Raw genomic sequence first — 22,076 nt, forward strand, 5'->3', positions numbered from 1 at the left:
TCAGCGCGCGTCCGCCAGCAGCAGGGCGGACGCCTTCTCCGCCGCCATCAGCGTGGGCGCGTGCGAGTTGCCCGACGTGCCGCTGGGCAGCACCGACGCATCGGCGATGCGCAGGCCTTGCACGCCGCGCACCCGCAGTTGGGGATCGACCACCGAATCGTCGTCGCCGCCCATGCGGCAGGTGCCCACCAGGTGGTAGCCGGACACGCCGCTGGCCGCGGCGTAGGCCAGGAGATCCTCGTCCGATTCGACCTGCGGACCCGGCAGCGTCTCCTGCCGCGCCCAGCGTTGCAGGGCCGGCATGGTGAAGAGGCGCCGCGCGATCCGCAGCCCGGCGACCAGCGCCTGCCGGTCCTCGGGCGCCTGCAGGTAGCCCGGCGAGATGGCGGGCGCCTCGGCGGGATCGGCCGAGCGCGCCAGCACCGTGCCCGTGCTGCGCGGATAGGAGTGGAAGACGTTGATCGTCATCCCGGGCCGGTCCTCCAGCCGGTACGTGCCCGGCTGGAAGCTCGCGGGCGCGAAGCTCAGTTGCAGGTCGGGCGCGGGCTGTCCAGCGTCGCTGCGCACGAAGGCGGCGGCCGTGCTCGCGCCCAGGGTGAGCAGCCCGCGGCCGCCCACCGCGTAGCGCAGCAGCTCGCCCGCGAGCGCCAGGCCGCGCGTGCGTTCGTTCAGCGTGCCGATGCCGTCGACGCGCTGGGTGAGCCGCACCGAATAGTGGTCGCGCAGGTTGGCGCCGACGCCGGGCCGGTCGGCGACGACGGGTACACCCAGTTGCGCGAGCAGCGCACCGGGGCCTATGCCCGACAACTGCAGCAGGTGGGGCGAGCGGACCGCGCCGCAGGCCACCACCACCTCTCGCCGGGCGCGCACGCGCAGGCGGCCCGACGGCGACTGCAATTCGGCGCCGACCGCGCGGGGGCCCTCGAACAGCACGCGCAGCACCAGCGTGCCGGTGAGCACGGACACGTTGGCGCGCCGGCGCGCGCGGCGCAGGTAGGTCTGCGCGGGACCGCGGCGAAAGCGCCCCGCGCGCGTCTGGTGGAAGGCCGCGGCGCCCTCGCGTTCGCTGCCGTTCAGGCCGTCGCGCACCGCCAGGCCGGCCTGGCCGCAGGCGTGCAGGAAGGCCTCGCTCAGGGGATGTTGCTCGACGAAGGCGGAGACGGGCAGCGGATGGTCGGGCGCCTGCCCGTCCACGTTCTCGATGCGCCGGTAGAAGGGCAGCACCTCGTCGAACGACCAGCCTTCGCAGCCCTGGGCCGCCCACTCGCCGTGCTCGATGCGCGTGCTGCGCACGTAGAGCATTCCGTTCAGGGAGCCGGTGCCGCCGAGCATGCGCCCCTGCGGGTAGGCGATGGCGCGCCCGCCCGCCGTTGCACAGGGCTGCGAGCGGTAGCGCCAGCTCACCACCGGGTCGTCGATCAGGCGCAGGAAACCGGCGGGGATGTGGATGAAGGGGTTGCGGTCGGGCGGCCCCGCCTCCACCAGCAGCACCTGGTGGCGGCCGTCCTGCGACAGGCGGTCGGTGAGCACGCAGCCGGCGCTGCCGCCCCCCAGCACCAGGTAGTCGACCTCGCGATCCCAGCGCGGTTCAGGCATCGGGCTGCGCCTTCTCGAGTACCTGCAAGGTGGCGTGCCGCAGCAGCCGCGCGCGCTTGGCCGGCGGCAGCAGGTCGGGCAGGCCGTGCAGCGGCGCCTCCACCGACACCACGCAGCCGGGCGGCAGCGCGCGCACCATGCCCTCGAGGTCGAGGCCGCCCTGCCCCGGCGGCCGGCGCGCCTGGCGGGCCTGGAACAGCAGTTCGTCCCGGGTCGCCGGCCGCTGGCGCGGCGCATCGCAGATCTGGAACCACGCCCACTGCCCCAGCGGCAACTGCTGCAGGTCGGCGGCCGTGCCGCCGGAGCGGTCGAGGTGGATCGCATCGACCACGACGCCGCCCGCGCCGACGAAGTCCACCAGGCTGCGGGCCGCCGCCAGGTTGTTGATGCCGCGCCAGGGCATGAACTCCACGCCCATGCGCAGGCCATGGCGCGAGCCCAGCGCGCACAGGTCGGCGAAACGCTGCGCCAGCGCATCGCTGCAGGGTTCGTCGCCGGCGACCAGCACCTGGCGCGCGCCCAGTTCGGCCGCGGCCGCGAGCAGCGGTTGCAGCGCGTCCACGTCGGTCCGCGCCGTGAGCCGCACCAGCTCCACGTCGTGCACCGCCACGCCCAGGTCGCGCAGCCGCGCCCGCGTCTCGGCCATCATGGGCGTGCCGCCGAGCATGGGGTGCTGCCGCTCGCCGTCGGCGGCGGGCGCGAGGCGCAGGCTCACCAGCGGGAAGCCCGCTTGCGCCGCCACCTCCACCACCTGCGGCGGCGACAGCTCCTGCACCGACAGGTGCGCCAGGCACAGCGGATGCGTCATCGGCCGACGGCTCCCGCGGCGGCCACGTCGCCAGCGACAGCGGAATGCGCGAGGCGAAAGCACCCCTGGACGGCCCCGGGCGCGGCGCCCAGGGCACCGAGCGCGGTGTCCGACAGTTCGTCGCGCAGCACCTGTTCGACCACGGCGCGGTCGTAGCCGGTGAGCACCAGCACCCAGTCGGCGTAGCGGTCGCCGCCGCGGATCTTCTGCTCGGTGGTCGCCGGGATGGCCGGGGCCTCGTGCCGCAGCAGGTGCGCCCCCACCAGGCCGGCGCGGCCGGCCCACTCCAGCAGCTGGACCTTCAGGCCGGCGCGCAACTGCGCCTGCGTCTGCGGCGTGGGCGACAGCCGCACCGTGCCCGCGAAGCCCGCCACCGCGCCGCCGGCCGACTCCAGCACGCGGCACTGGCTGCGCACCATGTCGCGGTGGTGCGGCATCATGCTTGTGGACCAGGGCGTGGGTGCATTCAACCGCTTCAGGTAGTGCTCCGACGACAGGACCTCGTGCGCCTCCAGCTCGTACAGCACGAAGATGCCCTCGCCGCCCGGCGCCGCTTCGGCCCAGCGCGAGGCGCGCCGGAACCCCGGGATGCCCAGGCGCTCCGGGAAGTGCTCGTGCGTGTGCCAGTGCTCGAACTCGGCCCGCATTTGCGGCGCCACGTTCCACCACATCGCCAGCGCCGCGCCGCCCAGTAAAGCCATCTCCGGTCTCCTCTTTTGCGGCACCATCGTGCCACGGTTTTTGAACGGCTTTCAAATTCTTGATATCGTTCAAATTTTGAACGGGAGCGTTGAATGAGCGGTGCGATGGAGAAATCGCTGGCGATCCTGGAGTACCTGGTCGACTACCCGGACGGCGCGCCGCTGGTGCAGATCTCGACCGACCTGAACCAGTTGCGCAGCGGCTGCCACCGCACGCTGCACGAGCTGATCCGCTACGGCTACGTGCGGCAGCTGCCGCTGCGCGGCGAGTACGCGCTGACCACCAAGCTGGCGTCCATGGGGCTGAACTTCCTGGGCAAGTCGGGCGTGGTGGACGTGGCGCAGCCGGTGCTCGCGCGGCTGGCCGGACTGACCGAGGAGCTGGTGCGACTGGCCATCGTCGACGGCGAACGCCTGACGCTGGTGGCCAAGGCGCAGGGCGCGCGCTCGGGCCTGCTGTACGACCCCGACATGGGCATCGACCTGCGCCTGTCGTGCAGCGCCGCGGGCCAGGCCTGGCTGATGACGCTGCCGGAGGACCAGGCGATCGAATACGTCACCCGGCAGGGCATCGGCAAGCCCGAGCACTACGGGCCGAACGCGCCCGCGTCGGTGAAGGCCCTGCTGAAGGTGCTGGACGAGCACCGGCGCCGCGGCTTCAGCATCATCCAGGAGACCTACGCGCCGGGCATGAGTTCGATGGCCGCGCCGGTGCGCAAGGCCGGTCAGGCCACGACGGGCGTGGTCGTCGTGGCCGGGCCTTCGTCGCGGCTGACGCTCAAGCGCATGCAGCAGCTCGGCCCGGCGATGGTGGAGGCGGCCGACGAACTGGCCGTGTCGGGCAACGCCTCGGCCCTGCTGAAGTCGGCGAACCTGGGCACCTGGGGCAACCTGGCCGAGAAGCCCCGCGCCGCCGCTCGCGCCAACGCCCGCACCGGAGCCGCGCGATGAACGCCGCGCTGCGCTGCGTGGTGCCGGGCGCCGACGTCCTGGGCGAAACCCCGCTGTGGTGCGACCGCACCGAGTCGCTGCTGTGGCTGGACATCGACAGCGGCCGGCTGCAGCGCTTCCACCCGGCCAGCGGCCGGCACGACACCTTCACCTTCGATGCGCGCTTCGTGGGATCGCTCGCGCTCACGCGCTATCCCGGGCGGGTGCTGCTGGCGCTGGACCTGGGCCTGCACCTGTTCGACCTGGCCAGCGGCGGGCTGGAGCGGGTGTGCCAGGTGGAGCCCGCGGAGCGCGAGACGCGCCTGAACGACGGCCGCTGCGACGCCCAGGGGCGCTTCTGGGTCGGCACCATGGACAACCAGCTGCGCCGCCCCGACGGCGCGCTGTACCGGGTCGACCCGGACGGCAGCGCGCACCGGCAGTTCGGCGACGTGATCGTGAGCAACACGCTCGCGCTGTCGCCCGCGCAGGACACGCTCTACTTCTCGGACACGCGGCGCTTCGTCACCTGGAAGTTCCCGGTGCGGCCGGACGGCTCGCTGGGCGAGCGCGCGATCTTCGTGGACCACAGCGCCAGCCGCACGCGCCCCGACGGCGCCTGCGTCGACGCGCAGGGCTACGTCTGGAACGCGCTGTTCGCGGCGGGGCGCGTGGTGCGCTACTCGCCGGCGGGCGAGGTCGACCGCGTCGTCGAAGTGCCGGTCACCAATCCCACCTGCGTCTGCCTGGGCGGGCCGGGGCTGCGCACGCTCTTCATCACCACGGCGCGCAAGTTCCTGGGCCGCGGCCAGCTGCGCGACGAGCCGCTGGCCGGGTCGGTGCTGGCGTTGGACGTGGAAGTGCCGGGGCTTCCCGAACACCGGTTCGGGCGCTGAGTCCCCGGCCGGCGGCGCTCAGGCGCTCCGCAGCGGCGGATTCAGGCCGGACAGGCTGTCGCGCAGCACGCCCGGCATGCGCGCGGCCTTCGCGCCTTCGCCGTCGTCGGCGTTGGCCTGCAGGTCGCGCAGCCAGCGCTGCAGGCGCTCGACCTCGAACATGATCTCCTCGTTGGCCTCGCGCGCGCCGGGCGACGCGGACTCCAGGCCGAGTTCGGCACGCGAGCGGATCGCGGCCAGCGGGCCCAGCGACACGGCCGACGCCATGGAGGCCAGCACGGCCAGCGTCGTGCTTTCGATCTCGCGCGACTGCCGGGCCCGGATGACGCGATCGGCGCGGCGCACCAGCCAGAACAGCAGCGCGAACAGCACGACGCCGCCACAGACGCTGCACAGCCACACCAGGCGCACGCCCTCGTGGATGGACTCGAACAGCGCGCGCTGGTCCTTGTAGACCTCCACCACGCCGATCACCTTGCCTTTGTCGTAGACCGGCAGGTAGTGCTCCATGAAGCCCTCGCTGGGCACGCCCAGGAGCATGTGCTCGGGCTTCCAGCGCACCTCGCTCGAGGTCTCGATGCGGCCCTGCAAGGCGGCCGCGAGTTCCGGGTTGTGGCTGAACGTCATCCCGATGAGCTTGGCGTCGCTGGACCAGATGATGCGGCCCTGTGCCGAGAAGACATTCGCGCGCAGCACGTGCGGCATGGTGGACACGTGGCTGAAGAAGTCGATCAGGCGCGTGTCGACGGCCTTCTCGCCGGTGAAGTAGTCCTCCGGGTGTTCGACGGCGGTGATGCTCTGCACGAATTCCATGCTCACCTGCGCGTCGCGCCGGACCATGTCGTTGACCAGCAGGCGAGAAAGCAGCAGCGAGGTGGCGATGCACACCAGCGCCGTCACCAGCGAGGCGGCGGGCAGGAACCATCGCGTCAGACTGAACGGCTTGTCCATACCTGCCTTTCCGTGTTGTCTCCCTGCCTTCCGCGAGGACCGCGGCGTGCAACGACAGCAGCTGAGGCGAGTGTGGCAGCCGCCCCAGGTTTTGTGTTACTAGGGATACATTGTGAAACGTTCTGCCAAGGTAAAGAAGCTCGACAAGGAGGCGCCCCAACTCAACGGTCAGACGCAGAGTTCGGCCGCGTGGTGGGCCAGGTGGTCGGCGATGAAGCTGGCGATGAAGAAGTAGCCGTGGTCGTAGCCCTGGTGGCGGCGCAGCGTGAGGCGCTGGCCGCCGGACCGGCAGGCCTGCTCGAGCCGATCGGGCCGCAGCTGCGAATCGAGGTACTGGTCGGCCAGGCCCTGGTCGACCAGCAGGGCGGGCAGCCGCCCGCCTCGCTCGATCAACGCGACCGCGTCGTGTTCCTTCCAGGCCGCGCGGTCCTCACCCAGGTAGCCGCCGAAGGCCTTCTGGCCCCACGGCACTTCGCTGGGCGAGCTGATCGGCGCGAAAGCCGAGACCGAGCGGAAGCGACGCGCGTTGCGCAACGCCAGCGTGAGGGCGCCATGCCCGCCCATCGAGTGCCCCAGGATCCCGGTGCGGTCGCCGTCCACCGCAAAGCGCGAGGCCAGCACGCCCGGCAGCTCCTTCATCAGCCAGCTCTCCATGCGCCAGTGGCGGGCGTAGGGCTGGCTCGTGGCATCGAGGTAGAAGCCGGCGCCGGTGCCGAAGTCCCAGTCGGCGTCGGCCTGCGCGATGCCGGTGTTGCGCGGACTCGTGTCGGGCGTGACGAGCACCAGCCCGTAGCGGGCGGCATGCTGCTGCGCGCCGGACTTGATGGCGAAGGTCTGCTCGTTGCAGGTGAGCCCGGCCAGGCAGAAGAGCACGGGACACGTGCCGCTGGCGGCCTGCGGCGGGAGGTAGACGCCGAAGCGCATCGGCAGGCCCACCTCGCGTGAATCGTGTTCATGGAAGCCCTGCACGCCACCGAAGCAGCCGTGCTCCTCCAGCGTCCTGACGTCCGCCATCTCAGTAGACCACCACGGAGCGGATCGACTCGCCGGACTTCATCAGCTCGAAGCCCTTGTTGATGTCCTCGAGCCTGAGGTTGTGGGTGATGAGGTCGTCGATGTTGATCTTGCCTTCCATGTACCAGTCGACGATCCTGGGCACGTCGGTGCGGCCGCGCGCGCCGCCGAAGGCCGAGCCCTTCCACACGCGCCCGGTCACCAGCTGGAAGGGCCGCGTGGCGATCTCCTTGCCCGCCTCGGCCACGCCGATGATGACGCTCTGCCCCCAGCCCTTGTGGCAGCACTCCAGGGCCTGCCGCATGGTGGTGGTGTTGCCTATGCATTCGAAGCTGTAGTCGGCGCCGCCGTCGGTGAGCTGCACGATGGCATCGACGATATTGGGATGGTCCTTGGGGTTGAGGAAGTGCGTCATGCCGAACTTGCGCGCCATCGCCTCGCGGGCCGGGTTGAGGTCGATGCCGATGATCTTGTCGGCACCCACCATCCGGGCGCCCTGGATCACGTTCAGGCCGATGCCGCCCAGGCCGAACACGACCACGTTGGCGCCCGCCTCCACCTTGGCCGTGTAGATCACGGCGCCCACGCCCGTGGTCACGCCGCAGCCGATGTAGCAGACCTTGTCGAACGGCGCGTCGGGGCGGATCTTCGCCAGCGCGATCTCGGGCGCGACGATGTGCTGGCTGAAGGTCGACGTGCCCATGTAGTGCAGGATGGGCTTGCCCTTGAGCGAGAAGCGCGAGGTGCCGTCGGGCATCAGGCCCTTGCCCTGCGTTGTGCGGATCAGCTGGCACAGGTTGGTCTTGCGCGAGAGGCAGAACTTGCACTGGCGGCATTCGGGCGTGTAGAGCGGGATGACGTGGTCGCCCGCCTTGAGCGAAGTGATGCCGGCGCCGACTTCGAGCACCACGCCCGCCCCTTCGTGGCCGAGCACGGCCGGGAACAGGCCCTCCGGGTCCGCGCCCGAGAGCGTGTAGTAGTCGGTGTGGCAGATGCCGGTGGCCTTGATCTCGACCAGCACCTCGCCGGCGCGCGGCCCGTCCAGGTCGAGTTCCTCGATCGTCAGCGGCTGGCCCGCCTGCCAGGCCACCGCGGCGCGCGTCTTCATGCGGGCGTCAGGTCCAGGGCCGGCACGATGCGGTCGTAGGGGATGCCCGCCGTCTTGTTCAGCTTGCCGACCTGCTCGGCATTCTCGGCATCGAACAGGCAGTTGCACTGGCCGGTCTCGGGAACGAAGGCGCTGCGGATGTAGCGCACGGGCTCTCCTTCGGAGCGCATCTGCGCCGCGGTGGCGATGGCCCGCTGCTGCGCCGCCGCCAGCTGATCCATCGGGATGTCCTTGAGGGACCTTTGCACCATGAAGACCGACATGACGATTTCCTTTCGCGACAAGGACAAGCCTTTTAAGGGGCAGCCACGCCCGCAGGCAAGCGAGGATTTGTGTCCAAACCGGCGGCCGAAGTTGGCGCCGTCCTGCACGACGCGCGCAGCCCGCTGCGCAGAATGCCTCGATTCAACGACGAAGAAGGACTGCCATGGCCGAGCATCTGCTGGACAAGCTCATGCGCCTGGACGAATCCCGCGCCAACCTGCCGGGCGAGCATTGGCTAGCGTTCGCCGCCGGTGTCGGCCTGTGGGTTGCGACACGGCGACATCCCTCGGTGGCGGTGCGCGTGCTGGCGTCGGTGGCGGGCACGCTGCTGGTGGCGCGTGCGGCCACCGGCCACGAGGTGCCGCCCCTGCTCGCGCGGCTGCCCTTCGCCCGCCGGCCTTCGCGGGCCAGCGACCTGATCGGCTGATGCCGCTCAGTGCGAGCCGGCGCCCGGGGGCAGCCGGGGCGGCATGACCGCGGGCCCGCTGGAGACCAGCTGCAACTGCTTGCTCAGCGCACCGAAGCGCCGCCGGTAGCCGGCGGGCGTCAGGTGCACCTTGCGCCGGAACAGGCGGTTGAAGAAGCTGGCGTCCTGGTAGCCGACCTCGACGGCCACGGCTTCCACCGGCAGGTCGGTAGTCTCCAGCTGCTGCTTGGCCTCCTCCAGCCGCAGCGTGTGGATGTACTCCATCGGGCTCATGCCGGTGGCCAGCGTGAAGCGCCGCTTGAAGGTGCGCTCGGGCAGGCCCGACAGCGCCACGAGCTGCGAGACGGGTGATTCGACGCGGTAGTTGTCGGCCGCCCAGACCTGGCAGCGTTCGATGAGCGGGTCCTCCTGCTTCACGCCCCGCGTCAGCGACGAGTAGGCCACCGAGCTGACCTCGGTGCTGCTCAGGAGCATCACGCGGGCCACCTGCATCGCTTCCTTGGGCGAGACGAAGCGCGCGATCAGCGCGAGGCCCAGCATGTACCAGGAGGTGCCGCTGCCGGCCATCATCAGCCGCTGGTCCGGGCCGGTGACCACGAGCGTGCGCTCGGGGCTCCAGCGCGTGCGAGGGTGGGCCTTGGCCAGGTAGTCGCAGAAGGCCCAGTGCGACGTCGCCTCGAGCCCGTCCAGCAGCCCGGTCTGGGCCAGCAGCAGCGCGCCGGAGCAGGCCGAGCCCAACGTGGCGCCGCCCTGCCACGCCTTGCGCAGCCACTCGATCTCGGGCCCGTAGAGGGTCGCCATGTCCGCCCAGGGCGCCTCGAGCATGTCGCTGATGCACACGATGTCGGGCTGCGGACAGTCTTCCAGGCTGGCATCGGGCGTGACCCGCACCCCGTTGAAGTTCACGAAGGGCAGGCCGTCGCGGCTGACCACCATGAGGTTGAACGGCGAGTGCACCAGGTCCCCGCTGTGCAGCAGCGACCAGTCGCGCCGCGTGCACGCCAGCATGTCGTAGTAGCCGTAGATCGTCCCGGCCATGGCGGCGGGGGTCGCCAGCAGAGCTACGGTAAAGGAGCTGCGACGGGCATCTGGCATGTTTGTCCTGCTTCTTGCTGATATCACTTTAGCGATCCAGCACAGGAAGCCTAAAACTTTCGTCACTCGCAATCACTGGAGTTCGACGATGAAAGCCACGGACCCTTCCGGTCTCCCCCTCACGGCGGCAAGCGCCGATGCACTGGCCCCCTACGAGGCGGCGCTGCACCAGTTCCGCTGCTACATCGGCGACCCGGTCGCCAGCGTCGACAAGGCGCTGCAGCTGTGCCCGGGCATGCCGATGGCCCATGTCCTCAAGGCCTGGCTGCACCTGCTGGGCACCGAGCCTGCGGGTCTGCCGGTCGCGCGCGAGTGCGTGCTGGCGGCCAAGAAGCTGCAGATGAACGATCGCGAGCGGGGCCACCTGCGGGCGATCGAGCTCGTCTGCGACGGTGCGTGGCGGGCCGCCGGCCGCACGCTCGAGGACGTCTCGGCCGAATACCCCACCGACGGCCTGGCCCTGCAGGCGGGCCACCTGATCGACTTCCTGGTCGGCGACTCGCGCATGCTGCGCGACCGCATCGCCCGCGCGATCCCCTCGTGGAACCACGACGTCCCTGGCCTCCATGCGGTGCTGGGCATGTACGCCTTCGGCCTGGAGGAATCCGGCGACTACGCCCAGGCCGAGATGTACGGCCGGCGCGCCGTCGACCTCGAGCCGCGCGACGGCTGGGCATGGCACGCCGTCACGCACGTGATGGAGATGCAGAACCGGGACCACGACGGCATCGCCTGGCTGAGCGGCGGGGCCGACGTGTGGTCGCCCGAGAGCTTCTTCGCCGTGCACAACTGGTGGCACCTGGCCCTCTTCCACCTGGACCAGGGCAACGTCGACGAGGCGCTGAGCCTCTTCGACGGGCCGATCTTCGGCGCGCGCTCCATGGTCATCCTCGACCTGATCGACGCGACGGCGCTGCTGTGGCGGCTGAAGCTGCTCGGCGTGGACGTCGGGACCCGCTGGAACCCCGTCGCCGACCACTGGGCGGCCGTCGGCGAGACGTCCGACTACGCGTTCAACTCGTGGCACGCCATGATGGCCTACGCCGGCGCCGGCCGCCCGCGCGAGCAGAGGGAAACGCTCAACGCTCTCAAGGTGGCGAGCGTCGGGTCCGGCGACTCGGCGCTCTTCGCCCGGGAGATCGGCCTCGATGCCACGCAGGCCATCATGGCCTTCGCCGCCGGCCGCCCTGCCGAAGCCTTCGAGCTCCTGCGCCCGCTGCGCCACTACGCGCACCGCTTCGGCGGCAGCCACGCGCAGCGCGACCTGGTCGACCTCACGCTGATCGAGGCCGCCATTCGTTCAGGCCACCACTCGTTCGCCAAGGCGCTGGTCACCGAGCGAGCCGCCCGCCGTCCCCAGAGCCCCGCGGTCAGGACCCTCGCGTCCCGACTGGCCCCCGTTTCCGCATGACCCAGAGGTACCCCATGTTGCCCACCCTCCGCACTCTCGACACCGGCACTCCACGTCCCGATTCCGCGGCCCCGCCCCTGGCGCCTACCGGGCCCCGGCGCATCCTGCTGGTGGACGACCATGCGCTCGTCCGCATGTCGGTCGTCAACCTCTGCGCCGCCGTCAGCAAGGACCTCGAGGTGATCGAAGCGACCTCGCTCGCCACCGCGCTCATGCTCTACGACAAGTACCAGCAGACGGTGGAACTGGTGCTCCTCGACCTGAACCTGCCCGACAGCAAGGGCTTCGCCGCGCTCCTGACGCTCAAGCGCCGCTTTCCGCAGAGCCGCATCGTCGTGCTGTCCGGCGCCTTCGACGATGCGGTCGCCGCCGAAGCGTGCGTGCTGGGCGCCGACAAGTTCCTGCACAAGGGCGCCGACGCGTCCGTGCTGACGGCCACGCTGACGGAGCTGATGGAGCCGCTCTTCGCCCGCTCGCCCCGGGAAACGGCCACCCCCTCCCGGCGGTCTTCGCCCACGGCCAACACGCTGTCGCCGCGCGAGATCGAGATCCTCAACCTGGTGCTGCAGGGCAAGACCAACCAGGAGATCGTGGTCGACACGGGCCTGAAGCTGGGGACGGTGAAGAACTACATCTCCGGCCTGTTCGTCGTCTTCGGCGTGCCTTCCCGCTCCAAGCTGGTGAGCCTGTTCGTCTAGCGAGATCCGTCGCGGTGCAGCAGCAGCCCGCCGCTGCGCCGCGTCGGCCGCTCCACCGCCACCTCCAGCAGCGCCGCCGATCCGGCCACCGTGAACCAGCGGCGGGCGCGCGTGATCCCCGTGTAGACCAGTTCCCGCGTGAGCACCCGCGAATCGCGATCCGGCAGCAGCAGCGCCACATGCTCGAACTCCGATCCCTGCGACTTGTGCACGGTCATCGCGAACACCGTCTCCACCGCCTGCAGCCGGCTGGGCAGCACCCAGCGCACCGCGCCCTCGCCTGACGGAAACGCGACCCGCAGCGTCGGCCGGCCATCCGGTCCCGGCACCTCCAGCGTCACGCCGACATCGCCATTCATCAGGCCCAGGGCGTAGTCGTTGCCGGTGACCATCACCGGCCGCCCGTCGTACCAGCCCGTTGCCGCCGGCAAGAGCCCTTCCCGCAGCAGCAGCTGCGCGATGCGCTCGTTCATGCGCTCGACCCCGTGCGGCCCGCGCCGCACCGCGCACAGCAACTGGAAGCGCGACCAGGCCGCGAGCACGCGCGCCGCCCAGGCGTCGAACGCTTCGCTCCCCGCCTCCAGCGACGGACGCGCCTCGCGCACGACCTGCAGGTAGGCGCGCAGGCCCACGCGTCCGTCCGGCGCGCCGCCGTCCAGCACCAGCGGCCGCAGCGCCGCGTCGCTGGCCAGTTCGCGCCAGGCGACGCCCTCGCGACCTTCCTCGCGCAAGCGGCGCACGCGCGGCAGGTCGCCGGCGTTCACCGCGTCGGCGAGCTGGCCGATGCCGCTTTCGGCATCGAACCGATGGCTGTGGCGCAGCTTCACCACCGCCTGGTCGAGCGGTTCGCCGGCCGCATCGACCAGCGCCGACGGCACGACTTCCCCGGTGGCGGCCTGCACCCACTGCGCCGTCGCCGGCAGGAAGTGCCCGCCATCGGCGCGCCGGCACAGCTCGCCCAGCAACCCGCCGGCCTCCACCGACGCCAGCTGGTCCTTGTCGCCCAGCAGGATCAGCCGGGCGCGGGGCGGCAGCGCCGCCACCAGGGCCGCCATCGCTTCCAGCCCGACCATCGAGGCTTCGTCCAGCACCAGCACGTCCAGCGGCAAGGGGTTGTGCTCGTCGTGCCGGAAACCGCGGCGCACCGGCGAGCTACCCAGAAGCCGGTGCACCGTCTCCACCTTCGAGGGGATGGCGGCGCGCAGCAGTCCGGGCTCGCCGAGCTGGTCGAGCGGCAAGTCATCGACGGCGCGCGCGATCGAGTCGTTCAGACGCGCGGCCGCCTTGCCGGTGGGCGCCGCGAGCCGGATGCGCAGCCGGCGCGGATGGCCGTCGTCCCCCGGCGGCGCCAGGTGCTGCAGCAGCGCGAGCAGGCGCACCACCGTGGTGGTCTTGCCCGTGCCCGGCCCGCCGGTGACCACCGCGAAGTCCGAGCGCGAAGCGAGGGCGCAGGCCACCTTCTGCCAGTCGGGACCAGCGTGCGGGCCCCTGGGGAACAGCAGCTCCAGCGCCTCGCGCAGCCGCGCGGGCGGCGCATCGCCGGCCCCCCGCGCGAGCCGCGCTTCGACGGCGCGGCGCACCGACTGCTCGTGCTGCCAGTAGCGGCGCAGGTAGAGCCGCGTGCCGGCCAGCACCAGCGGCGTGGCGCCCTCGCCAGGGGCGACCAGCCGCGGATCGGCCAGCGCCGCCCGCCAGTCGCGCAGCGGCGTGGCCGCCACCTCGCGCAGCAGGGCCTGCGCGGCATCGGAAGTCTCCGCGTCCTCGTCCGGCGGCAAGGCCAGCGTGTCGTTCGCGTCCGCGGCCAGCGTCGCCAGGTCCAGGCAGACGTGGCCGCGGCCGAGCTGGTGGCTGGCGAGCGCGGCCGCCAGCACCAGCCGGTCGGGCGCCTGTGGCGCTTCCGCCGCGACGAAGGCGGCGAACGCGTGGTCCACCTCGCGCAGCCAGCCCGCGTCGACCCAGGCGCGCAGCGAGGCCATCACGCCGCTCATGCCGCCGCCTCCGCCGGCCGGCCCGCGAACAGCCGGTCCATCGCTTCGACCAGCTCGCGCGACGGCCGCTCCAGGTGCAGTCCCCCGCCGGGCGCCGCATGCCCGCGCAGGAACAGGTACACCGCGCCGCCCACGTGCCGGTCGTAGTCGTAGTCCGGCAGGCGCGAGCGCAGCAGCCGGTGCAGCGCGAACAGGTACAGCGCGTACTGCAGTTCGTAGCGGTGGCGCAGCACCTCGTCGCGCATCGCATGCGGCGAATAGGCGCCGTCGTCCGCACCCAGCCAGTTGGACTTGTAGTCGGCCACGTAGTAGCGGCCTTCGTGCTCGAACACCAGGTCGATGAAGCCCTTGAGCATGCCGTTGAGCTGCTGCGCCAGCACCGGCGGCCGGGCCTGTCCGCCCAGCGTGTGCCGCGCCACCAGCGCATCGAGCGCCGCCACGTCCACGCCGGTCGCGGCGATCCAGAACTCCATCTCGACCTGGTAGGCGCCCAGCTGCGCCGGCACCACCGGCGCGCTGCCCGGCGCCAGAGGCGACAGGTCCAGCGGCGCCTGCAGCCACGACGCGAACCACTCGCGCAGCGCGGGCTCGTGCGCCGCCCAGGGCGCCGGCCGGCAGCGGCGCGCCCACTGGGCCTGCCAGCCGTTCGGCGTCGCGGCCACCGAGGGGAAGCCCTCGCGCCCGGCCCACTCCAGCAGGCCGTGCAGGAAGGTGCCCGCGGCCGCGCCGCGCGGGAAGTCGTGCAGCCGGCCCTCGCTGCGCCCCGAAGGAACGACGGGGGGCGCGACGACCACGACGCCCTCGTCCTCCAGGTAGTTCGCCTCCTCCGCCGTCTGCGGCGCGGCCGGACCCGCGGGCCCGCCCAGCAGCCGCGAGTAGCTGGAGATCCACCAGCGCTCGCGCTGCGCCTGCGCACGCAAGGTGTCGCCCGGCAGCAGCGGCGCCCGCGCGGCGGCGGTGTAGCGGTCTTCGGAGCCGAGCGGAGGCTCGGCGACCGAGATCGCGGCGCAGCCCGTGAACGCGTTCTCCAGCATCCCGCGCAACTGCCCCGGCACCGGCTCGCGCCCTTCGTCGAGCAGCCAGCCGATGGCCGTCTTCGACCACGCCTCGGCGGGCGCCAGGCCGATCCAGGTGGCGTGCCGCGCCCGCGTGAGCGCCACATAGAGCTTGCGCAGGTCCTCGCCCAGGCGCTCGCGGTCGGCCAGGCGCACGGCCTCGTCGTCCGGCGAGAGCGTGATGTGCGCCCGGCCTTCCCCGTCGTGCCAGCGCAGGGGCGGCGAGCTGCCGTCCTCGGGCCGGCAGGCCACCGCGAAGGGCACGAACACCAGCGGGTACTCCAGCCCCTTGGACTTGTGCACCGTCACCACCTTGAGCAGGTCGGCATCGCTTTCCAGGCGAACCTGGCGCTCCTCCGCGGTGACCAGGTCGTCCTCGCGCTGCTCGGCGAGCCAGCGCACCAGCGCATGCTCGCCCTGCAGCAGCGCGCTGGCCTGCTGGAGCAGCTCCGACAGGTGCAAGAGGTCGGTGAGCTGGCGTTCGTCGTCCTGCGCCAGCAGGCGCGCCGGCACGCCGAAGTCGTGCAGCACCCGGCGCAGCATCGGCAGCACGCCCTGCCGCCGCCACTGCCGCCGGTACGAATGGAACTGCTCGACCCGCCCTTCCCAGTGCAGCTCGTCGTGGTTCAGTCGCTCCAGCGCGGGCCAGTCCAGCGCCAGCAGGCGCGTGCCCAGGGCCGCGCGCAGCCGGCGCGGATCGTCCGGCTCGGCGCAGCCCTGCAGCAGGCGCTGCAGCTCGGCCGCGGCCCGGGTACGGAACACGGTGTCGCGGTCCGACAGGTAGACGCTGCGCACGCCCTGCGTCCGCAGCGCGCGCCGCACGCAGTTGGCTTCGCTGCCGTTGTTGACCAGCACCGCGATGTCCCGCGGGCGCAGCGGCTGCAGCGTGCCGTCGGCGTCGACGAAACCTGCCTGGCCCTGCTGGCCCAGGTTGAGCAACCGCACGATCTCGCCGGCGCAGGCCCCGGCCATGGCGTCGCGGTAGTCGCCGGAGCGCACCACGCGACCCGGGTCGTGGCACCAGGCGACCAGCGCCGGTGCCTCTGCGCCCTGGACCTGCCAGCGTTCAGCGCGGCCGCGCGCGCGCACGGGCAGGAACGGCAACGGATCCTGCGCGGCCGCCCGGAACAGGAAAGCGCCCGGTCCCGACCGCCTTTCCGCCATGCCGAACAGGTGGTTGACCGCATCGACCATCGCCTGCGTCGACCGGTGGTTGGTGCCCAGCGTGTAGAGGTGGCCTTCCGTGTCGCGCCGGGCCGCCAGGTAGGTGTGGATGTCCGCGCCGCGGAAGGCGTAGATCGCCTGTTTGGGATCGCCGATCAGCACCATCGCGGCGTCGGCCGCCTCGCCGTAGATGCGGCGGAAGATGCCGTACTGCACCGGGTCCGTGTCCTGGAACTCGTCCACCAGCGCCACCGGGAACTGGCGGCGGATCAGCGCGGCGAGGCGCTCGCCGTTGCCGGCATCGTGCAGCGCGCGGTGCAGCTGCGTGAGCAGGTCGTCGAAGCCCATTTCGGCGCGGCGGCGCTGCTCCCTGGCGAGCCGGTCCGCGACCCAGCGCGTGGCATGCGCCAGCACGGCATCGCGGCCGTCGGGCAGCGACTTGAGGGCGGCCGGCAGTCCCTGGATCGCCGCCAGCCCGGGGTGTTCAATCGGCGTGCCGCTCTTCCACGCGGCCGCGAGCCCGTCGGGCGTGAGCCGCGTCCAGGCCGTGCTCGTCTCCGCCAGCGGCCAGGCCCGGTCGTCGTGCGCCCACGCTTCGAGGCAGGCCAGCCAGTCGTGGAACCAGCGCGTCTGCAGCTTGCGGCCGTCGACCTGCCTGGCGGCGCAGGCCCGGTCCAGCAGGTCCTTCAACTCGCCGGCCCACCGGGCCCAGGGCGCCTTGAGTTCGGCGAGCCGGCTCGTCGCCTGTTCGCGGGCCACGCGCAGCGCCTCGCCGGGCCCGGGCCCGTCGGGCAGGTCGGCCCGGTGCGGCAGCAGGCGCTCGACCCGGGCCCGCAAGCCGTCGGGTCCGCCCCACCATTCGCGCACCTGCCGCGCATCGTCGGGCGGCAGCGGATAGAAGAAGGTGCGCCAGTGGTCGCGCACGGCCTCGTCCAGCAGGTCGCGCTGGTCGGCCTGCAGCGTCTGCGTGAACAGGCTGCCGCTGTCGAAGGCGTGCTCGCGCAGCATGCGGTAGCACCAGCCGTGGATGGTGGACACGGCGGCCTCGTCCATCCACTCGGCGGCCAGCTGCAGCCGGCGCGCGCAGGCGGGCCACTGCTCGTGGGGATAGCTGGCCCTCAGGTCGTGCAACAGGTCCTGGCCCGGCGCCTGGGCGGCAACGCCAGCCGGGTCGCAGCGGAAGGCCTGCGCGGCCTCGGCCAGCCGCGCGCGGATGCGGTCGCGCAGCTCCTGCGTCGCCGCCTCGGTGAAGGTGACGACCAGGATCTCCGGCGGCGTGAGCGGCGCGCCGGCGGCAGCCTCGCCGCCATGGCCCAGCACCAGCCGCAGGTAGAGCGCCGCGATGGTGTAGGTCTTGCCGGTGCCGGCGCTGGCCTCGATCAGCGCATTGCGGCCCAGCGGCAGCGTGAGCGCGTCCAGGGGGCGCGGTGCGTCCGTGCTCATGCCGCTCCCTCGCTGTCGTCCGGCGGCGCGCCCGCCGCGTCGCGCACAGGCTGCAGCAGCGTGCGAGCCCAATGCGTGAACTCGCCCCCGGCCCACAGCGATTCGAAATCGGCATGCGCGCGCACCAGCGCCTCGTCCCAGTCGACCTGGCGTTCGTAGCACTCGCGCACCGCTTCCATGGCCACCTCGTCCCCGCCCTGCGTCGCCTTCAGCCAGGCCGCCGCGGCCTGCACCTCGAACGGCAACGGCCGCCGCATCCCTTCGTGCCAGGCCTGCAGCAGCGCGTCCCAGTGCGCGACCGCCTCTTCGACCGACAACGGCTGGAACGTGGCCGCACCGGTCTTGCTCAACACGACGGTGGTGAGCGGCGAGCCGCCCAGGTGCCCGGCCAGGTGCGCCACCCAGTGCGGCAGCAGGCGGTCGTGGCGCCAGCTGCGCTTGTCGACCAGGCTGCTGAACTCCAGCACCAGCCGTGCGCGCCGGCCCTGCGCATCGCAGCGCAGGCCATCGAGCCAGTCCTCGACGCGAAGCGCCTGCCCTTGCGCGCCGCTCTCGTGCAGCACCGGCTCGTCGTCCAGCCGCCGGGGCCACTGCGCCAGGGTGCGCGCGTAGCGCTCGAACAGCCGCTCCATCGGCTCGGCCAGGGTCTCCTGCACCTGCTGCGCGAAGGCGCCGTGCGGCAGCTGGCCGCGGCGCTCGATGCGCTCCAGTTGCGCTCGCAGGGCCTGGTCGCGCGGCTGCCCCGCGTCCACCGCGGTGCGCTGCATGCGGATCAGCTCGCCCTGCAAGGTCCACTGCTCCAGGCCGTCGAGCGCGAACGGCTCCTCGTCCTGCGCCACCGGATCGTCCGCACGGAACGAGACGCCCAGGCGCTGTTCGAGGAAGGCGCGCGCCGGGTGCTTGAGCAGGTCGCCCAGCCGCTTGAGCGTGAGCGCCTGCGCCGGCACGTGCGGCGGCAAGGCCTGGGGGGGCGTTGCGGGCTCGCAGGCCTCCAGGCTGGCCCGCCACTCGCGCGCATAGCTGAAGAGCCCCGGCGTTCGTCCGTCGAAGTACGCGGGATGGAAAGGCTGCAGGCGGTGCTCGACCGTCAGCGCATGCAGCAGCGCCGCGCCGGCTTGCGTCGCATCGCCCGCCCCGGCCATCGACCACCCGGCCGCGATGTGGTCGCGCAACTGCGCCACCAGCACGGAGGGCGGGCGCTCCTGGTTGTCCTGCGCGCTGCGGCCCACCCAGCTCACGTGCAGGTGCTCGCGCGCGGACAGCAGCGCCTCCAGGAACAGGTAGCGGTCGTCCTCGCGCCGCGAGCGGTCGCCCGGCCGGTGGTCGCCGGCCATCAGGTCGAAGTCCATCGGCGTGCGGCTGCGCGGGTAGTCGCCGTCGTTCATGCCCAGCAGCGCCACCCAGCGGAAAGGGATCGCGCGCATCGGCATCAGCGAAGCGAACGTCACGCCGCCGGCGAAGAAGGGCTGCTGCAGCGCGGGCGGCTCCAGCGCGGTCATCCAGTGCTCGCGCACCACGGACAGCGGCAGCGGTTCCGTCATGCCGGCGGCGGCGCAGGCCTGCTCCCAGTCGTCGACCGCGGCGCGTGCGCGCAGCAGCGTGAGGCCCTCGGCGCTGCCGTCGGCCGCGGTGAAGAAGTCGTCCAGCAGCCCGCGCAGGCGCACCGCCCACTCCACCGGCGCCACCGGTTCGCGCAGCGCGCGCCACAACGCCTCCAGCGATTGCGCCAGGCGCACCAGCGGCCCGAGCAACGCGGCCTCCAGCCCGCCGACTTCGGGCATGGGCTCGATGCCGTTCCAGGCCTCGCCGGCGCCGACCGCATAGCCCAGCACCATGCGGCGCAGCCCGAACGACCAGCTGTTCTGCTCCAGCCCCGCGGGCAGCCCGAGCGATTCGCGGTGGTCCGCATGCAGCCCCCAGCGCACGCCGGCGGCTTCCAGCCAGCGGCGAACCAGCGGCAGCTGCTCTTGGCCGATGCCGAAGCGATCGCGCAGGGCCGGCACCTGCAGCAGGTCCAGCACCTCGCCGGCCGCGATGCGCGACTGCGGCAGCGACAGCAGGTGGTCCAGCGCCGCCAGCAGCGGGTCGCGCATCCGCTGGCCCTGGTCCGACAGCCCGAACGGGATGTGGCGGTCGTCGCCCGGCTCCACCAGGCCGAACACGGCCTGCACGTGGGCCGCGTAGTCGCCCACGTCCGGCACCATCACGATCACGTCGCGCGGGCGCAGCGTGGGGTCGGCGCTGAAGGCGGCCAGCAGCCGGTCGTGCAGCAACTCCACTTCGCGCTGGCGGCCGTGGGCTACGTGGAAGGCGATCGAGCGGTCGCCCGCCGGGTCCACCGCCGGCCACAGCTCGCGCGTCTCGCCCAGCGGGCGCAGCTCGCGGATGTCGTCCTGCAGCTGGCGCAGCAGCGTGTCCTGCGGGCCGGCCTCGAACAGGTCGACGCGCTGGCCGAGGGCGGCGAAGCGGCCGCGGTAGTCCTGCGGCTGGTCGTAGTCGTCCAGCAGGCGGATGAAGTCGCGCCCCTGCCGGCCCCAGGCGGCCAGCAGCGGATGCGTTTGCAGGTGCAGCGTGTCCTCGGACGGCTCGCCGCGCAGTCCCGGCCGGCGCGTCTGGCGGCGCGCGCGCTGCAGGTCCTGCTCGGCGACGATGTGCGACCAGTCGTGCTCGCTGGGGTTGTGCACGCACAGCAGCACCTGCGACCAGCGCGAGGCCGCGTGCAGCACCTCCAGCGCCTGGCGCGGCAGCGTGGAGATGCCGAACACCGTGATGCGGCGCGCCAGCCCCACCGGCGCGTCGCCCTGCCAGCCCGCCACCGCCTCGATGAAGCGGCGATGCACCTCGGCGCGGCTGCCGAGCGCACCCGTCGGTCCGACGTCGGCGAGCAGTTCACGCCACAGCTGCGGCTGCCAGCGCACCGCCTCGGCCACCGGCTCCTCGCGGCCGCCGGGGCGCAGCAGCACGTCGTCGCCCGCGGCCCAGCGCGCCAGCCAGTCGGCCCGGTACACCTGGTACTGGTCCAGCAGGTCGGCCAGGCGCAGCGCGAGCTGGTGGCGCTTGCGCAGGTCGTCGTCCTGCAGGAAACGGCGCAGCGGCGCGAAGGCGCCTTGTTCCAGCAGCGCCGGCAGCAGGCGGATCAGGCGCCACACCAGCAGCGGCTTGTCGAAGGGCGATTCGGCCGGCACCTGCTCGCGGCCCAGCACCGTGCGGTAGAGGTCCCACAGCGCGCGGGCCGGCAGCTGCGTCGACAGCGCCGCGGCGATGCCGACGCCGCCCTGCGCGGGGTCGGCGGCCAGGGAGAGCTTGAGCCACTGCGCGATGCCGTTGCTTTGCACCAGCACCAGCTCGTTCTCCAGCGGCGCCAGCGGATGGCCGCGCATCCACGAGAGCATCAGGTCGCGCAGCGACTCGGGCCGGTTGCCGTGCACGACCATGAAGCCGCCTTCCCAGTCCGTGGGCAGCGGCGCATCGAAATCGAGCGCGCGTTGCACGCCCGGCACGGGAGAGGCGGATCGGCGCCGGTTCATGGCGGGCACTCCGCCGGAAGGTGCAACCGGTTCGTCGCGAAGGGAAAGGGCATCTGGGGACGGGGCTCGCGCGCCGCATGCGGCGCCAGGGCATCGTACCCGCTCGACGGAGGTGTCGATCCGAGGCTGTTAGCGCCCCGCGTCGTCGTGCGCGGGGGAGCGATCAGGCGTTCAAGGCGCGGTGGCGGCTCACCACCAGAGCGACAGCATCAGCGCGCCCCAGGCGATCACGATGCCGGCCATGCCCACCTTGAAGTGGGGAGTGCCCACCAGGCCCGCGTCTTCCACCCCGAATTCGGCGCTGCGCTGGCCGATCCGCTTGGTCGCGTTGAACAACATGGCATCGCCTCCGTGATGAGCGTGTCATGCTGGCCGGGCGCGCGCGGCGCCCGAGTAGGACGAGGCTGGCGAGGCCCGTGCGACGACGGCGCGGCAGGGGGGCTACTCGGCCAAGGCGCCGTCCTACACCCGAACTGCCGTGTTGCCGCCCCGGCGCGCCCGCGGTCTTTGCCATCATCGCCGCCGTGAACATCACTCCCGCCGAAAACCAGTTGCTCGCGAACCTGCTCATGGCCAGCGGGCGCGATCCGGGCAGCTTCCAGGCCAGCATCCAGCCGGATGGGTTGGTGCGCGTGACGGGACCGCGCGGGACGGCCTTCTATCCGCGCGACACGTGGTTCACGCGCTTCTCGCGCCACCTCGACAAGTCGTTCTTCGATCCGGAAGTGCCGGCGCCTGCGGGGCCGCGGCTCGAACGCAAGAGTGCGGCTTCGGCGTCTGCCGCCTAGGTGCTGTAGCTTTTCTTTGGCGTCCGGGGTGGCGGTAGTGCTGCCTTGGGTATGGCTAGACTCTCGCCCCGGGCGCTCCTCCGCGATTCCCCGCCCCTCTCGTCATTCCCGCGAAGGCGGGAATCCAGCAACTGTCTTGGTTGTCAAGCGGCCGATGCTGGATTTCTGAAGGGCGTCGAACTCTTGACCATCGCGTTCAGGATGGTCAACAG

18 protein-coding genes are annotated in these 22,076 nt (G+C 72.2%); 6 read left to right on the forward strand and 12 right to left on the reverse strand.

Going from position 1 to position 22,076, the window contains the following annotated elements; translation table 11 throughout:
* Genes ASG30_RS10920 through ASG30_RS10930 form a run of 3 tightly spaced genes read right to left on the reverse strand, consistent with a single transcriptional unit; the run spans nucleotide 1 to nucleotide 3,105 of the window.
* Nucleotides 1-1,596, reverse strand: a complete 1,596-nt coding sequence (locus ASG30_RS10920; protein ID WP_055895786.1) for a GMC family oxidoreductase — start codon at nucleotides 1,594-1,596, stop codon at nucleotides 1-3.
* On the reverse strand, nucleotides 1,589-2,404 hold the full coding sequence (locus tag ASG30_RS10925; RefSeq protein WP_055895788.1) for a sugar phosphate isomerase/epimerase family protein: 816 nt from the start codon (nucleotides 2,402-2,404) through the stop codon (nucleotides 1,589-1,591). Before ASG30_RS10925 ends, ASG30_RS10920 begins: the two co-directional genes overlap by 8 nt.
* Entirely contained in the window at nucleotides 2,401-3,105 is a 705-nt protein-coding gene (locus ASG30_RS10930; RefSeq protein WP_055895790.1) for a hypothetical protein, read from the reverse strand. Before ASG30_RS10930 ends, ASG30_RS10925 begins: the two co-directional genes overlap by 4 nt.
* 93 nt (nucleotides 3,106-3,198) lie before the next feature.
* Between ASG30_RS10930 and ASG30_RS10935 the strand changes: the two genes are divergently transcribed.
* Nucleotides 3,199-4,056 (forward strand): IclR family transcriptional regulator, encoded by an 858-nt coding sequence (locus ASG30_RS10935; RefSeq protein WP_055895791.1) that lies wholly within the window; start codon nucleotides 3,199-3,201, stop codon nucleotides 4,054-4,056.
* Nucleotides 4,053-4,931, forward strand: coding sequence for an SMP-30/gluconolactonase/LRE family protein (locus tag ASG30_RS10940; protein ID WP_055895792.1), 879 nt, complete (start codon nucleotides 4,053-4,055; stop codon nucleotides 4,929-4,931). Before ASG30_RS10935 ends, ASG30_RS10940 begins: the two co-directional genes overlap by 4 nt.
* 18 nt (nucleotides 4,932-4,949) lie before the next feature.
* Here the strand turns inward: ASG30_RS10940 and ASG30_RS10945 are convergent, their stop codons facing one another.
* From ASG30_RS10945 to ASG30_RS10960, 4 genes are all read right to left on the reverse strand, one after another.
* Nucleotides 4,950-5,882, reverse strand: a complete 933-nt coding sequence (locus tag ASG30_RS10945; protein WP_055895794.1) for a hypothetical protein — start codon at nucleotides 5,880-5,882, stop codon at nucleotides 4,950-4,952.
* A gap of 168 nt (nucleotides 5,883-6,050) precedes the next feature.
* Nucleotides 6,051-6,896: an S-formylglutathione hydrolase gene (fghA, locus tag ASG30_RS10950; RefSeq protein ID WP_055895795.1), complete on the reverse strand. Its 846-nt coding sequence runs from the start codon at nucleotides 6,894-6,896 to the stop codon at nucleotides 6,051-6,053.
* Nucleotide 6,897: 1 nt separating this feature from the next.
* A complete protein-coding gene (locus tag ASG30_RS10955) occupies nucleotides 6,898-8,004 on the reverse strand; it encodes an S-(hydroxymethyl)glutathione dehydrogenase/class III alcohol dehydrogenase (RefSeq protein WP_055895796.1) in 1,107 nt (368 codons plus the stop codon).
* A complete protein-coding gene (locus ASG30_RS10960; protein ID WP_055895798.1) occupies nucleotides 8,001-8,267 on the reverse strand; it encodes a DUF4242 domain-containing protein in 267 nt (88 codons plus the stop codon). Before ASG30_RS10960 ends, ASG30_RS10955 begins: the two co-directional genes overlap by 4 nt.
* Before the next feature lie 164 nt (nucleotides 8,268-8,431).
* Here ASG30_RS10960 and ASG30_RS10965 point away from each other — a divergent pair, with 164 nt between their 5' ends.
* Nucleotides 8,432-8,695, forward strand: a complete 264-nt coding sequence (locus ASG30_RS10965; RefSeq protein ID WP_055895800.1) for a hypothetical protein — start codon at nucleotides 8,432-8,434, stop codon at nucleotides 8,693-8,695.
* Nucleotides 8,696-8,701: 6 nt separating this feature from the next.
* Here ASG30_RS10965 and ASG30_RS10970 read toward each other — a convergent pair whose 3' ends face one another.
* Nucleotides 8,702-9,733: a GlxA family transcriptional regulator gene (locus tag ASG30_RS10970; RefSeq protein ID WP_235579770.1), complete on the reverse strand. Its 1,032-nt coding sequence runs from the start codon at nucleotides 9,731-9,733 to the stop codon at nucleotides 8,702-8,704.
* Nucleotides 9,734-9,878: 145 nt separating this feature from the next.
* Here ASG30_RS10970 and ASG30_RS10975 point away from each other — a divergent pair, with 145 nt between their 5' ends.
* Nucleotides 9,879-11,201 (forward strand): tetratricopeptide repeat protein, encoded by a 1,323-nt coding sequence (locus ASG30_RS10975; protein WP_055895804.1) that lies wholly within the window; start codon nucleotides 9,879-9,881, stop codon nucleotides 11,199-11,201.
* Nucleotides 11,202-11,215: 14 nt separating this feature from the next.
* The gene (locus tag ASG30_RS10980) at nucleotides 11,216-11,899 is read left to right on the forward strand and encodes a response regulator transcription factor (RefSeq protein WP_162243726.1); all 684 of its coding nucleotides are present in this window, start codon (nucleotides 11,216-11,218) and stop codon (nucleotides 11,897-11,899) included.
* Here ASG30_RS10980 and recD read toward each other — a convergent pair.
* From recD to ASG30_RS22510, 4 genes are all read right to left on the reverse strand, one after another.
* Entirely contained in the window at nucleotides 11,896-13,887 is a 1,992-nt protein-coding gene (recD, locus tag ASG30_RS10985) for an exodeoxyribonuclease V subunit alpha (protein WP_055895808.1), read from the reverse strand. The two genes, ASG30_RS10980 and recD, sit on opposite strands and share 4 nt — an antisense overlap.
* A complete protein-coding gene (recB, locus tag ASG30_RS10990) occupies nucleotides 13,884-17,549 on the reverse strand; it encodes an exodeoxyribonuclease V subunit beta (protein WP_055895809.1) in 3,666 nt (1,221 codons plus the stop codon). Before recB ends, recD begins: the two co-directional genes overlap by 4 nt.
* Nucleotides 17,546-21,076: an exodeoxyribonuclease V subunit gamma gene (recC, locus tag ASG30_RS10995; RefSeq protein ID WP_082522028.1), complete on the reverse strand. Its 3,531-nt coding sequence runs from the start codon at nucleotides 21,074-21,076 to the stop codon at nucleotides 17,546-17,548. The genes recB and recC overlap by 4 nt, the downstream gene beginning before the upstream one ends.
* 189 nt (nucleotides 21,077-21,265) lie before the next feature.
* On the reverse strand, nucleotides 21,266-21,415 hold the full coding sequence (locus ASG30_RS22510) for a hypothetical protein (RefSeq protein ID WP_156385490.1): 150 nt from the start codon (nucleotides 21,413-21,415) through the stop codon (nucleotides 21,266-21,268).
* Nucleotides 21,416-21,600: 185 nt separating this feature from the next.
* Here ASG30_RS22510 and ASG30_RS11000 point away from each other — a divergent pair, with 185 nt between their 5' ends.
* Nucleotides 21,601-21,864, forward strand: a complete 264-nt coding sequence (locus ASG30_RS11000) for a hypothetical protein (protein WP_055895811.1) — start codon at nucleotides 21,601-21,603, stop codon at nucleotides 21,862-21,864.
* Nucleotides 21,865-22,076 lie beyond the last annotated feature (212 nt).

This window comes from Ramlibacter sp. Leaf400, assembly GCF_001424545.1.
GTDB lineage: Bacteria > Pseudomonadota > Gammaproteobacteria > Burkholderiales > Burkholderiaceae_C > Ramlibacter.